The sequence below is a fragment of the Dongia sp. genome (assembly GCF_041918875.1).
Taxonomy (GTDB): Bacteria; Pseudomonadota; Alphaproteobacteria; order Dongiales; family Dongiaceae; genus Dongia.
Window position 1 is genome coordinate 39,983 of sequence record NZ_JAYRUV010000004.1, and the last position, 14,066, is coordinate 54,048.

The 14,066-nt window shown below is 59.8% G+C and carries 13 protein-coding genes; all 13 read right to left on the minus strand.

Annotated elements, in window-relative coordinates; translation table 11 throughout:
* Positions 1 to 9: 9 nt before the first annotated feature.
* On the minus strand, positions 10 to 2,430 hold the full coding sequence (locus tag ACE3TY_RS05565) for an FAD-dependent oxidoreductase (RefSeq protein ID WP_374651668.1): 2,421 nt from the start codon (positions 2,428 to 2,430) through the stop codon (positions 10 to 12).
* A gap of 42 nt (positions 2,431 to 2,472) precedes the next feature.
* Positions 2,473 to 3,270 carry a DeoR/GlpR family DNA-binding transcription regulator gene (locus tag ACE3TY_RS05570; protein ID WP_374651670.1) on the minus strand — a complete coding sequence of 266 codons (798 nt, stop codon included), beginning with the start codon at positions 3,268 to 3,270 and terminating at the stop codon, positions 2,473 to 2,475.
* Between the two features lie 16 nt (positions 3,271 to 3,286).
* Complete coding sequence (locus ACE3TY_RS05575; RefSeq protein ID WP_374651672.1) at positions 3,287 to 5,275, minus strand: ABC transporter permease; 1,989 nt, start codon at positions 5,273 to 5,275, stop codon at positions 3,287 to 3,289.
* Entirely contained in the window at positions 5,272 to 6,210 is a 939-nt protein-coding gene (locus ACE3TY_RS05580) for a glycine betaine/L-proline ABC transporter ATP-binding protein (RefSeq protein ID WP_374651674.1), read from the minus strand. Before ACE3TY_RS05580 ends, ACE3TY_RS05575 begins: the two co-directional genes overlap by 4 nt.
* A 235-nt stretch (positions 6,211 to 6,445) precedes the next feature.
* The gene (locus tag ACE3TY_RS05585; RefSeq protein ID WP_374651676.1) at positions 6,446 to 7,414 is read right to left on the minus strand and encodes an ABC transporter substrate-binding protein; all 969 of its coding nucleotides are present in this window, start codon (positions 7,412 to 7,414) and stop codon (positions 6,446 to 6,448) included.
* Between the two features lie 209 nt (positions 7,415 to 7,623).
* A complete protein-coding gene (gene grxD / locus ACE3TY_RS05590; RefSeq protein ID WP_374651678.1) occupies positions 7,624 to 7,965 on the minus strand; it encodes a Grx4 family monothiol glutaredoxin in 342 nt (113 codons plus the stop codon).
* 128 nt (positions 7,966 to 8,093) lie between these two features.
* Complete coding sequence (locus tag ACE3TY_RS05595) at positions 8,094 to 8,330, minus strand: BolA family protein (RefSeq protein WP_374651679.1); 237 nt, start codon at positions 8,328 to 8,330, stop codon at positions 8,094 to 8,096.
* A 20-nt stretch (positions 8,331 to 8,350) separates the two neighbouring features.
* Positions 8,351 to 10,543, minus strand: a complete 2,193-nt coding sequence (gene purL, locus ACE3TY_RS05600; protein WP_374652032.1) for a phosphoribosylformylglycinamidine synthase subunit PurL — start codon at positions 10,541 to 10,543, stop codon at positions 8,351 to 8,353.
* A gap of 11 nt (positions 10,544 to 10,554) precedes the next feature.
* A complete protein-coding gene (gene purQ, locus ACE3TY_RS05605) occupies positions 10,555 to 11,244 on the minus strand; it encodes a phosphoribosylformylglycinamidine synthase subunit PurQ (RefSeq protein ID WP_374651681.1) in 690 nt (229 codons plus the stop codon).
* A 3-nt stretch (positions 11,245 to 11,247) separates the two neighbouring features.
* Positions 11,248 to 11,490: a phosphoribosylformylglycinamidine synthase subunit PurS gene (gene purS / locus ACE3TY_RS05610; protein WP_374651683.1), complete on the minus strand. Its 243-nt coding sequence runs from the start codon at positions 11,488 to 11,490 to the stop codon at positions 11,248 to 11,250.
* Positions 11,491 to 11,584: 94 nt separating this feature from the next.
* Positions 11,585 to 12,349 (minus strand): phosphoribosylaminoimidazolesuccinocarboxamide synthase, encoded by a 765-nt coding sequence (gene purC, locus ACE3TY_RS05615; RefSeq protein ID WP_374651685.1) that lies wholly within the window; start codon positions 12,347 to 12,349, stop codon positions 11,585 to 11,587.
* A 162-nt stretch (positions 12,350 to 12,511) separates the two neighbouring features.
* Positions 12,512 to 13,477, minus strand: coding sequence for a nickel/cobalt transporter (locus ACE3TY_RS05620; protein WP_374651686.1), 966 nt, complete (start codon positions 13,475 to 13,477; stop codon positions 12,512 to 12,514).
* Positions 13,474 to 14,064: a DUF1007 family protein gene (locus tag ACE3TY_RS05625; protein WP_374651688.1), complete on the minus strand. Its 591-nt coding sequence runs from the start codon at positions 14,062 to 14,064 to the stop codon at positions 13,474 to 13,476. Before ACE3TY_RS05625 ends, ACE3TY_RS05620 begins: the two co-directional genes overlap by 4 nt.
* Positions 14,065 to 14,066 lie beyond the last annotated feature (2 nt).

Genomic DNA, 14,066 nt, shown 5'->3' on the forward strand with positions numbered 1-14,066 from the left:
TGACCTCCCTCAGGCCTTCAAACGTTCGTTCTTTGGGTCGTAAAGTGGCCCATCATGGCGTGTTGCCGGCGATTGCTCCGTGAAGGACTCGACCGTGAAACCCTGCACGACACTGAGTTCCGATGGCAGATACGCATAGGCAACCGACTTTCCGCTAGTGTAGCTGAAATTGCCGCTGGTAGTGACACCAACGACTTTCCCCTCGTGGATCACCGCTTCGCCGCCATAAAGAGGCAGTGGCTTATCCAGCGTGAAGGAACAGAGTTTCTGTTTGATGCCATCGGCCTTCTGCTTGGCGAGCGCGTCGCGGCCGATGAAGTCCCCCTTTTTCAGATTAACGCGAAAGCCAAGTCCGGCCTCATAGGGAGAATAGTCCGGGGTAATGTCGGACGACCAGTAAAGGTAACCCTTTTCCATGCGCAGACTGTCGATCGCCCGGTAGCCGACATCGCGGACACCGTGGGTCTCGCCCGCTTCGCGCAGGACTTCATAGACATGGGCGGCATATTCGGTGGGCACATGCAGCTCCCAACCGAGTTCGCCGACATAGCCGATGCGGATGGCCAGGACCGGTGCCGCGCCGACGGTAATCTGCCGGCAGGTCGAGAAAGGAAAGGCCGCGTTGGAGACATCTTCCTCCACTACCGCAGCCAGCACATCGCGCGATTTCGGCCCGCAGATGTTGATAACGGCCCGGGCAGATGTCATGTCGACAATCTGCACTGAACCATCGCGCGGGAGGTGGCTTTCGATCCACTGCCTGTCATGAAGGCCGAAGGCGCTGCCGGTCACGAAATAGAACCGATCAGGGGTCAGGCGCGAGAAGGTGAGATCGCACTCGATCCCACCCTTCGAGTTGCAGAGCTGGGTATAAACCGTACTGCCGACCGGCTTATCCATGTCGGAAACCGCCAGCTTCTGCAAAGCTGTCAGGGCACCGCCGCCGAGGATCTCGTACTTGGCGAACGAGGTCTGGTCGATCAGCGCCACGCCATTTCGCACGGCCTCGTGTTCGGCGCCGACATGGTCGAACCAGTTCGTTCTGGCGCGGTCGAACGCTGGCTCGTCGGCCGCCTTCAGGCCAGTCGGCGCGAACCAATTGGGTCGCTCCCAACCGCCGCGCGAGCCGAAGACGGCGCCTCTCGCCTTCAGCACCTCGTAGAGCGGCGAGCGGCGGATACCGCGCATCGTCTCATGCTCGTCGCCCGGCCGGTGCAGCTTATAGTGATGGCCATATAGCTCGACCGCGCGCGGGTACATGAAGTGGCGCGTATTGTGGTGGAAGCTGAAGCGGCGCACGTCGAGCGGCCACAGATTGAGGCTGGGCGACCCGTCGACGATCCATTCCGCCATCATGCGGCCCGCTCCTCCTCCGGCAGCGATGCCATAGAGGAAACCAGCCGAGACAAAATAGTTATCAAGCTCCGGCGACTTGCCCATGACGAAGTCCGAGTCGGCGGAATATGGGATCGGCCCGTTGATCAGTTCACGCACACCCACCGTGTTGATGATGGGCGTGCGCTTGCCACCGAGCTTGGCCAGCATCTCGAAGCGTTCGAAATTACCCGGCAACAGTTCCTGGGCGAAATGCTTCGGAATCCCCCCGGGAGCGAAGGGCAAGGTGTTCGGCTCGTAGCCTCCGATCACCAAGCCGCGGACCTCGGGCTTATAATAAACAAGATGGTCCGGATCGCGCATGGTCGGCATGCGTTTCGGCACATCCGGCAGCGGATCGGTTATGAGATATTGATGTTCCACCGCGAAACTCGGCACCCGGATGCCGGCCATCTCGCCGATCTCATGCCCCCACATGCCGGCACAATTCACGACCAGATCGCAACTCCACTCGCCCCTGTCGGTTTTCACGACGCCGACACGGCGATTCTCGACCGTCATCCCCGTAACACGTTCGCCGATGACGATGCGAGCACCTCTATCCTTGGCACCCTTCGCCAGCGCCTGGCAAACGCCGGACGGATCGATGTAGCCATCCGAGGGAATATAGACCGCCGAACGCACATCCTCGATGCTCATGATCGGGAAAAGATCCTGTGCTTCCCCAGGCGACAGTTCCTGCATCTCGAGGCCGAAGCTCTTGGCCATGGTCAGCGAGCGCTTGTTCTCCATTTCGCGCTCGGAAGAGCAGGCGAGCCGCAAGCTGCCATACTTCTTCCAGTCGATCGCCATGCCCGTCTCGGCTTCGAGCTGATCGTATAATTCGACCGAGTGCCGCAACATGCGGGTCACATTTCGTGACGACCGCAACTGTCCGACCAACCCCGCCGCATGCCATGTAGCGCCATGGGTAATCCCGCTTTTTTCCAGGATCACGACATCCTTCTTACCCATCCGCGCGAGATGGTAAGCGATGGAACAGCCGATGATGCCGGCACCGATGATCAAGATTTCCGCATGTTGCCGACCGGTCATCGTCTCTCAATGCTCCGCTTTGATTGGAATGATTGATGTTGATCAAGCCGGATCGACGACGAGAATTTCGACGTCATGACGATCGAGCTCGTCGCCCAAGGGGCCGGCTGGTTTCTGGTCCGCGACCAGCAGGTCGACATCGGCAAAGCCAACGGCGGCCACCAGGCAGCGCCGCCCGAATTTGCTATGGTCGGCACCGACGATCACGCGCTCGGCATGGCCGAGGACGGAGCGCGACACTTCCGCTTCGCATAGGTGATTGTCCATGACGCCCAAATTCGCATCCAGGCCGGAAGCGCTGATGATCGCGGTCTTGACCATGAATTGCTGCAGGAAGGCGATCGCCGCCGGACCGAAGGCGGCGCTGTCATCGGCGCGCAATTCGCCACCGGCCAGATAGACCCGGTTGCCTTCGCCGGTGCTGAGATGCTGCGCGATTGGCGCTGAATTGGTCACAACCGTGAGATTGTGGCGCCCTTTGAGGGCCTGTGCCACATAGATGTTGGTAGAGCCTGTATCGAGAAAGACGGACTCGCCGTCGCTGATTTCATCGGCGATGGCGAGTGCGATTGCCTGCTTTGCCGTCATGTTGTCCAGCATGCGCCGCTGCAGCGGCTGGTCGTCGCTGCGGTCACGCCAGCGCACATTGCCGTGGCTTTTTTCCACCAGTCCCTTGGCCGATAAAAGCCGCAGATCCCGGCGGATCGTCTCGCCGGAGACATCGAGCGCCTCGGCAAGCTGCGTCACCGCCAGGAGCTGCTCGCGCCGCAGCACTTCCATAATGCGCGCCTGCCGGCTGTTGAGGCGCAGGTCGGAAAGGACTTCGAGTTCATTTGCCATAAGTTCTCTCTTGTCCCTAATTATTGGCCGCAACGCTGGCCAGTCCCAGCCGCTCATGCGTCAGTCTGGCGCCCGCTGCGGCAAGACGGTCAAGGACGATGCCGAGAAAAGCGACGCAAAGACCGGCGACAATGCCGCGCCCCGGATCTGCCTTGGTAAGTGCGATATAGACTTCCTGGCCAAGATCCCGAGTACCGACCAGGGCGGTGATGACCAGCATGCTGAGCGCCAGCAGGATGACCTGATTGATACCCAACATGATCTCCGGCAGAGCCAAGGGTATCTGCACTCGCCAAAGAATCTGGCGTGGCGTCGATCCCATGGCCCGCGCCGCCTCTACAACCTGCGGCGAAACATTCCGCAGACCGTGGGCCGTGTAGCGGATTGCCGGCGTCACGGCAAAGAGTACGATGGCGATCATGGCCGTCACATCGCCGACGCGGAACAGCATCACGACGGGAATGAGGTACACGAACGTCGGCAAAGTCTGAAGTGTATCGACAATCACGGTGATGACGCGATTAGCCCAGTCGCTGCGCAGGGCGATGGCGCCGATGGGGATTCCAACCAGGGTCGCGATCACCGCCGAGATGCCGCAGAGATAGATCGAAATCATCGCCTTGTCCCATTGACCGGCGATTAGAATGAAGGCAATCAGCACAGCAACCAGGAGCGCCAGTTTTCGCCCGCCCAAATGCCATCCCAACAGGACAAGGCCGCCCCAAATCGCGAACCAAGGTGCGGACAACAGGCCTTGTTTAACTGGATTCATGACCGTGAGAAGCAGGTAGGTACGAACCGCTTCGATCATGTCGAAGAATGTGATGTTGAGCCATCTAACGAATGAGTCGAGCGAACTCCCGATCGACAGTTCGATCATCTGGGGCACTTCCGCGAAGGCCGGGATGAATACGCTGAGCAGTGTGGTTCCTGCCAGCCAGAGCACACCAAATGCAGCAAGGGGATTGCGCCGATGAAATGGACCGCCTTGCCCTGTCGGCCACGCTCGTTCGACCGCTGCCGCCTGGCTGATTCGATCTAGAGCGACCGCCAGCATCACGATGGCCAATCCAGCTTCGGTGCCGCGGCCGATATCCAGCTGCCGCAAGGAGAGAAGTACATCGTAGCCGAGGCCGCCAGCGCCGATCATGGAGGCGATGATGACCATATTGAGAGTCATCATAATGACCTGATTGACGCCAATCATCAACAGCGCGCGCGAACTGGGAATCATGATGCGCCAGATCTTCTGCCGTGGCGAGCAGCCGGCCATGTTGCCAAAATCGACTATCTCGGCCGGCACGGAAGCCAGGGCCAGAACGGTCGCGCGCACCATTGGCGGGGAAGCAAATATGACGGTAGCGACCAACGCCGGCACCGGCCCTGAACCGAACAGCAGCAAGACCGGAACCAGGTATGCGAATGACGGCATCGTCTGCATGAGATCAAGCGCCGGTTGCACGATCCAGGTTGCAAGCCTTTTGTGCCGGAACGCCAGAATACCAAACCCCAGGCCCAACACGACCGCTATGGGTACGCAGATGATGACGGAAGCCAATGTCAGCATAGCGCCGTCCCATTGTCCAAACAATGCGATGTATAGGAAGCAACCGAAGGCAGTCAGCGCCGTACGCCGCCCACCGGCTGCATATCCGATCAAGGTTATCGCACCGATGACTCCGACCCAGGACAAGCGCGGAAACAGCACTGCATCGTTCTGGGCGAGGATACCCTTGGCGAGAATCGCGATCGCCGCTTTCAACGGGATCTCCAGGATCGCCGCCAGGGCGCGCGTGAGGAAACTGATCTGGCTCACCAGCCACTTGGATCCTATGCCGATCCATTTGGCGAAACCCAATTCCAGCTTGTCCGGGTATTTCACAAATGGGACCAGTGTATCGCGTAGCAGCCATAAAAGCAGGACAGCGACGAAGAACCCAAGCCAGATCAGTGGCCATGGGGAATGTCGCTCAGGAACCAGGATGGCTGACGTCTCCGCGTTCATTGCCGCGATCCGCGTTCCAGCAGGATGTCGAGCACCGATTGCGGCGTGATCTCGCCTACTGCCTCGCCATGTGCGTCACGCACGGCGAAAGGCTGGCCGGCACCAATGATACGGGGCGCCACGGTGACGATCTTATCGCGCAGCTGTACCTCACCGGCGACAGCCACCCCGCTCCGCCGCCGCATGATCCGTCCGACACTTACGACCTTGGCGCGATCGACATCGCCAGTGAATTCGGCGACATAATCAGTTGCCGGGTTGAGTACCAGATCTTCCGGCGTCCCCAGCTGCACCACTGCACCGTCCTTCATGATGGCGATGCGGTCGGCAAGGCGAATGGCCTCGTCGAAATCATGCGTGACGAAGATGATGGTCTTTTTCAGTACACTTTGCAGGCGCTGCAATTCGGTCTGCATTTCGCGTCGGATCAGCGGATCCAAGGCTGAAAACGGCTCATCGAGGAACCAGAGCTCCGGGTTGGCTGCGAGCGAGCGTGCGATCCCGACGCGCTGCTGCTGGCCACCGGAAAGCTGGCGCGGAAAGCTGAGCTCCTTGCCCTTGAGGCCGACCAGTTCCAGAACCTCACGCGCACGTTTCTGGCGTTCGGCCTTGCCAACCTTCTGCAGCGACAAGGGAAAGGCGACGTTGTCGAGGACGGTGAGATGCGGCAACAGCGCGAAATGCTGAAACACCATGCCCATTTTGTGGCGACGAAGCTCGATCAGCTCCTGCGGGCTGGCGTCGAGCAGATTTCTGTCCTCGAACATCACCACGCCGCAGCTGGGTTCGATGAGGCGCGAGAGGCACCGCAGCAAGGTCGACTTGCCTGAACCAGAGAGTCCCATCAGCACGAAAATTTCACCTTCGCGCACGTCGAAGGTGACGTGGCGCACCGCCGCCATCAAACCTTGCTCGGCGAGCTGGGCCACCGACATGTTGTCGAGTTCATCTGCTGCGAACCGTCGATCCGCGCTAACGCCGAACAACTTCCAGACATTGCTACAGGAGAGCTTTACGGGGCCAAGCCCAGCCCTTTCCTCCGCTTGTGATATGTTGAGCGCATCCATGGGCGCATCATCTGGGGGCGCTTCACCTGGCACCATCATTCATCCCGGCAAATAAATGGCCGGACCGCAAATGAGACGGCCCGGCCAGTTTAGGGAATCGAGCCTACTGGGCCCACTGCTTGACTTTGTCCTGATTGGCCGCGATCCAGGCATCCGCCACCTCGTCGAGCGACTTTTTGTCGAGATCGACCTGACCGATGAGGGCGTTCATCTCATCGTCCGAGAACTTCATATTCTTGGCGATCTTGTGTGCCACCGGCCATTTATCGGCAAAACCCTTCCAGGCGTATTTGTAGATTTCGCCATGGGGTTTACCGCAATCATATGCCTTGTCCGGATTGATGCCGACTGCAGGATCGCTGTAGCACTCGGCCGACCATTCGGGGAACTGAACCCACTCGCCTTTATATTTGGCTGGCGCCCAGTGCGGCGTATAGATCCACAGGATAATCGGCGCTTGCCGTTGATATGCCGATTCGAGCTCGGCAAACATGGCGGCATCGGTGCCGGCATGGACAACTTCGAACGGCAGATCGAGCGCCTCGACACGCTCGTCATCAAAGCCGCCCCAGGTCACCGGACCACCGAGATATCGGCCCTTAGGGGCCGTTTCCGGTGTCGAAAAGGCCTCGGCACAATTCTTCAGCGCTTCCCAATTGGGAAGGCCCGGGCACTTCTCCTTCATATATTCGGGAAACCACCATTCTTCCTTGGCCTTGGGCCCGATCGGTCCCAGATTTTCGGTCTCGCCGCTGGCATCGGCATCCGCCATCGCCTCACGGCCCGTCGTATCCCAATATTCCATGCCAATGGTGAGATCGCCCGTGCGCAGGCCCGTCTGAATGCTGGCAAGGTAGTCCGAAGTCACCAGCTCGGTATTGTAGCCGTAGGATTTCAGAATTTTGGCAAGAATCGTTGCATTCAGATTGACGCTGGTCCAGTCGAACAGTGCGATCTTGATCGGGTCGCCGCTTTCCGGCGCGTCAGCCGCGGCGGGCACTGCTGAAAAACCGGCGCCTAAGGCCAAAGCCAAAGCGGCGCCCATCGCCTTGCGGCGGAAGGTCATCGTCATTCCACGTCTCCCGGTTTGCCTCGATCGGCCCCGTTACGCGGGGCGCTGTGTATTAGTACAAAAATTTAGCCACAGCCCCGGCAGGTTCGCAAGCCAATTGTGCTATTTTCGTGGAAACGATGTTGATTTGACCGAAGATTCAAAAAACTCAAAATAAAAGCCGGCCCGCAAGGCGCGGACCGGCTCCCTGATGCTGAAGATGGAACGGTTTAGGCTGCCTGGCTTCCGGCGACGCCCTTATCCTTCAGCAGCTGCTGCAATTCGCCCGATTCATACATTTCACGGACGATATCGCAGCCGCCAACAAACTCACCCTTCACGTAGAGCTGTGGAATGGTCGGCCAGCTGGCAAATTCCTTGACGCCTTGGCGTAGGCTCGGATCCTGCAGGATGTCGATACCCTTGAACTTCACACCGAGGTGACTCAGCACCTGTACGACGGCGGCGGAGAAGCCGCATTGCGGAAAGACGGGCGTGCCTTTCATATAAAGCACCACGTCATTGCTGCCGATATCGTCGCGGATGCGGTCGAAAACGGGGTTGTCACTCATAGCTGGGATCCTCTGCTGTCCTTGCTGGCGATATGGCGGCAATCCAGATGAAAGTCAATTATCGCCGCTCCCGCCTATTGAGAAAACACCATTATCATTGTGGTTATCGGCCCAGCGATGCGGCCGTTTCACGCAGCCGGCGCCGAGGTCTGCAAAGCCAGCGCGTGCAGTTCGTCGCCCATCTTGCCACGCAGGGCTGCATAGACGATCTGATGCTGCTGAACACGCGACTTGCCGATGAAGGCCGACGAGATCACTTGGGCGGCGTAGTGATCACCATCGCCACGCAGATCCTCGATATTCACCTCGGCATCTGGCAAGGCTTCCTTGATAAGCCGTGCAATTTCGCCTGCTTCCATGGCCATCGCCATATACTCCCGTCGACTTACGCCGCACCCATCAGGGTCGGCAAGAATGCTTCGTGCGACTGACGCAGATCCTGGACCGGCATTTTGCGGCCGTCCAGCACCACCTCGTTGCCGCCGGTTTCTCCAATCTTTTCGATCGGCACGCCGGCTGCCTTGGCCTTGGCCTCAACCCCGGCAGCGGCGGCGACCGGCACGGCAATGACATAGCGCGCCTGGTCCTCGCCAAACCAATAGCCATGCGAGGGCACGGTCGATTGCGGCGTAGCAAGGCTGACACCTATACCACCCGCCAAAGCCATGTCGGCAACGGCGACGAGCAGGCCGCCATCGGACACATCGTGGCAGGTGACGAGATCGCCGCCCGCGATCAAGCCGCGCACGAAATTACCGTTGCGGCGCTCGGCCGTAAGGTCGACCGGCGGAGGAGCACCTTCTTCGCGGCCCTGCATTTCACGCAGATAGATCGACTGACCCAACCAACCCTTGCTCTCGCCGACAACGAACACTGCCTGAGCCGCCGCCTTGAACGCGACAGTCGCCATACGGTCTACATTCTTCATCACGCCCACGCCCCCGATGGTTGGAGTGGGCAAAATGCCTTTGCCGTTGGTTTCGTTGTAGAGCGAGACGTTACCCGAAATGACCGGATAGTCGAGCGCGCGGCACGCATCAGCCATGCCTTCGATGGACAGGGCGAACTGGCCCATGATCTCGGGCCGCTGCGGGTTGCCGAAGTTCATATTGTCGGTGATGGCCAGCGGCGTTGCGCCAACGGCCGTGATGTTGCGCCAGCTTTCCGCCACCGCCTGTGCACCGCCCTGTTTCGGATCGGCAAAGACGTAGCGCGGCGTGCAGTCGGAACTCATGGCCAGCGCCTTGCCGGGAACGCCCGGCACGCGCACGACGGCGGCGTCGCCACCCGGACGCTGCGCCGTGTGCCCCATGACGAGATGGTCGTATTGCTCCCACACCCAGCGGCGGCTGGCAAGATCGGGGGAGCCGATCAACGTCTTCAACGCACCAAGCAGATCGTTTGGCGCGGGCACATCCTTGGCGTCGATGACCGGTTGCGCCGGAGTGGGAACCCAGGGCCGCTCATAGACGGGCGCCTTATCGACCAGCGGGGCCACAGGCATATCAGCCTGCACCTTGCCGTCTTTCTTAAGAACGAGGTGGCCGGTATCGGTGAGCACGCCGATCTCGGCAAAATCTAGTTCCCATTTGGTGAAGATCGCTCGCGCCTTCTCCATGGCCGCGGGTTTCAGCACCATGAGCATGCGCTCCTGGCTTTCCGACAGCATGATCTCATAGGCGGTCATGCGGGTCTCGCGCACCGGCACCTTGTCGAGATCGAGCTCGATACCGAGGCCGCCCTTCGACGACATTTCAACCGAGGAAGAGGTCAGGCCGGCAGCGCCCATATCCTGAATAGCGACAATTGCATCGGTCGCCATCAGTTCGAGACAGGCTTCGAGCAGCAGCTTCTCGGTAAAGGGATCGCCGACCTGAACTGTCGGCCGCTTCTCTTCCGAATCCTCGGTGAATTCGGCCGACGCCATGGTGGCACCGTGGATGCCGTCGCGGCCCGTCTTTGCGCCAACATAGATTACCGGATTGCCGATTCCAGCAGCCGCCGAATAGAAAATTTTGTCGGTTTCGGCCAACCCGACGGTCATCGCATTGACCAGGATGTTGCCGTTATAGCTGGCGTGGAAGTTCACCTCCCCACCCACCGTCGGCACGCCCATGCAATTGCCGTAACCACCGATGCCGGCGACGACGCCGTTGATCAGATGGCGCGTCTTGGGATCGTTCGGCTCGCCGAAGCGCAGGGCATTGAGATTGGCGATAGGACGGGCACCCATGGTGAAAACGTCACGCATGATGCCGCCGACGCCGGTCGCCGCGCCCTGATAGGGTTCGATGAAGCTAGGATGATTGTGGCTTTCCATCTTGAAGATGGCCGCCTGCCCGTCGCCGATATCGATGACGCCGGCATTTTCGCCGGGGCCTTGGATGACCCAAGGCGCCTTGGTCGGCAGCTTCTTCAGATGCACGCGGGATGACTTGTAGGAGCAATGCTCCGACCACATGACGGAGAAGATGCCAAGCTCGGTCATACTGGGCTCGCGGCCCATGATTTCCAGCACGAGCTTGTATTCATCAGGGCTGAGACCGTGCTCGGCGACGATTTCAGGTGTGATCTTCATTATCGCGGCACTCACGACACGGCCTCCACCAAGCTGTGGAACAAAGCCTTGCCGTCGGTCGAACCCTGCAACGGTTCGATGGCATTTTCGGGATGCGGCATCAGCCCCAGCACATTGCGTTTCTTATTGAGGATGCCGGCGATGTGCCGGGTCGATCCGTTGGGATTGTAGTTGGTGTCGAGGCGTCCCTCCGGGCCGCAATAGCGGAAGGCAATTCGGTCCTCGGCCTCGAGTTCATCGAGCGTCTTCGGATCGGCGAAATAATTGCCGTCGTGATGTGCGACGGGGATGGAAAGCACCTGCCCCTTCTTGTAACCCGACGTAAAGCGTGAATTCGACGTCTCGACACGCAGGCCCACATTGCGGCAGACGAATTTCAGATTGGCATTGCGCAGGAGCACGCCCGGCAGCAGGCCGGCCTCGGTAATGATCTGGAAGCCGTTGCACACGCCGATAACAGCCATACCCTGCTCTGCCCGTCCTTTCACTTCGCGCAGGACCGGCGAGTTCGCGGCGATGGCGCCGCAGCGCAGATAGTCACCGTAGGAAAAACCGCCGGGGACCAGGACCAGATCGACCTTGGGAAGCGAGGTATCGCGGTGCCAGACCATGATCGGTTCGCGCCCCATGGCCTGGGTCAGCGCCGCCTTGGCATCGTTCTCGCGATTGGAACCGGGGAATACGACGATCGCCGCCTTCATGGCTCAGTCCACCAGATCGATGGCGTAGTTCTCGATGACGGTATTGGCCAGCAGCTTGCCGCACATCTGGTCGACAGCGGACTTGGCTCTCGCCTTGTCGCTCTCCTTCAGGTCAACCTCGATATACTTGCCCTGGCGCACGTCATCGACATTGTCGAAGCCCAGCGCATGCAGCGCGTTGGCGATGGCACGGCCCTGAGGATCGAGGACGCCGGATTTGAGGGTAATGTGGATGCGGGCCTTCATGACGCTCCCTTTGTCGCAAGAAACCAATAACCAATCTCTGGGCCCGGAATGAATGGGGCGCCAGAAAGGCGCCCCGTCAAACCGGGCAACTGCCCTATTGCATCGTACTCGGGCCCTTCATGTCGCGCGGGCCGCCCTCCGGCAGAATGCCGAGTCGGCGCGCAACTTCCTGATAGGCCTCCTCGACATTGCCGAGATCACGGCGAAAACGGTCCTTGTCCAGCTTCTCGCCGGTCTTGACGTCCCACAGTCGGCAATTGTCGGGGCTGATTTCGTCGGCTAGCACGATGCGCATTTCTTCGTTTTCGTACAGCCGGCCGAATTCCAATTTGAAATCGACAAGACGCAAGCCGACACCCAACATCAGCCCGGTGAGAAAGTCGTTCACGCGCAGCGACAGCGCCAGCATTTCGTCGAGATCCTGCGGCATCGCCCAGTTGAACGCCGTGATATGCTCTTCCGACACCATCGGATCGCCAAGCTCGTCCGATTTGTAATAGTATTCGATGATCGAGCGCGGCAATTGGGTGCCTTCGGGAATCCCCAGGCGCTTGGCGAGCGAGCCTGCGGCCACATTGCGTATGACCACTTCCAACGGAATGATCTCTACTTCGCGCACCAATTGTTCGCGCATGTTGAGGCGGCGCACGAAATGGGTCGGGATGCCGATCTCGCCCAGACGCAGCATCAGATATTCGGAAATACGGTTGTTGAGCACCCCCTTGCCGGTGATGGTGCCCTTTTTCTGATTGTTGAAGGCCGTCGCATCGTCCTTGAAATACTGCACCAGCGTGCCGGGCTCCGGCCCCTCGAAAAGGACCTTGGCCTTGCCTTCGTAGATACGGCGCCGGCGGGACATATTGGGGGTCTCCAATTGTGCTGGCCGCGGCGCCATCGACTCATTCCTGCCGCGGTGCAAAGATTCGGCCATCTTCTAGCAGCATGGGGCCGGCAATACAATGATTGCAGGACAGGCTCGCGGCCTTAGTTCTTTCTAATTTTACTTTGTAATATCAATAAGTTATCTCTGGAGCGGTGCCAGAACCGTCAGAAGAAGCAGCGTGGTGCCGATGGCGATCACAAAGGTGGGGGCGCTCAGGGCCAGCCAATGCCCTGTCCGCCCTCCATCCGGGAGCCGCAGGACAACCTGATGCCGCAGCAGAATACTTGCCACACCAAGTCCAGCCAGCGTGATGCCCATGCCCAGCGCTATGGCGCCCGAAAGCAAAACACCGGCCAGAATCAATCCGTTGGCCATGGTGAACAGCAGGATCAGGATCGCGCCGCTGCAGGGAACCAGTCCGGCCGCCAGGGCCAGTATCCGCTGCTCCAAGGGTGCGTGACGCTTCAGCCAACCGACATCCCCGGCGTTGCAGGCATGTCCATGGGCATCGCCCAGACCGTGGGCGTGATCGGTGTGGTCGCGATGGGCATGCCCGCCGCGTGCCCATTCGCGCAGCATCAGGACACCGACGAGGACAATCGCTGCATAGCTGGCGATCCGCAACCAGAAGAACTCATTGGTCGGCGAAACAAGGCTCTTGGAGAGGATGAGATGCGCTATGCCGACGATGATGACGGCCCCCACGACATGACTGACGGCGATCCACGCCGCCATCACCACACCACGCCAAGGGCGGGCGTTGCGGCCCAGGAAGTAGCCGATGACGACGCTCTTGCCATGCCCTGGGCCAAGCGCATGAAAGACGCCATAGAGAAAAGCGGCGACGATTCCAGCCCAGAGCGCACCCGCGTCGTCGCCCCGCTTGATCGCCACCAGACGCTGATTGATGCCACGATTGATGTCACGCTGCAGCATGACGAAGGTACGGCCAATCCTGGTCATGACACCATCGTCGACGCTCTGTGCTGCCGCAGCACTGCCGGATGGTGCCGGGGCGGTGAAGGGCGATGCGCTTTCCTCTGCCCAGGCCGCAGTCACCGGCGCAGCCAGCGCCAAGAGCAGGAATAAGAAGAGCCACCTCATGGGCACCTTACCCCGACGATCTGCGGAACCACGAAGCCCCCGTAATAGGCATGGTCAGGGTCATCGGCGACGTCAGCACCGCAACCATCTGCACCCTCCCCTTCCCGACTTACCGGATCTTGCTCCGCCAGCAGCACTTCGACGTAATATTCCCGGTCATAGATGGAAACAGCCATCTTCTGCCGACGGGGATCGACCGTATGCGGCAGCCTGTAGGTAAAGACGAATCGGACAGCACCACTCACGATGTCGGCCTTGAATGAATCTGGCACCAGTTCGCCAAGATCCTGACCATCGAGATAGGCATAAGTGAAATAGTGAAATCCAGCGAGGTTCGGGAGAGTTCCCTCCTCCACTTGCTTGCTTTCGGCCTCGTCGAACTGCCCATCCGAGTTCGCATCGTATTGAGCCAAAAGATCCGCCGTGAAGATTTCGTCAAACCGCCAGTCCGTGCGAAACCCAGTGAGTTCGCCGCCGGCATAGAGAAAGGTCAGGCGGTTATCGATAAACACGTGCGGATGCGCCCAAGCAGCTTTCGGGCCGATGACAGCCAGCGTCAAGCCGACCAGGAGGAGCCAAGCACGCACTG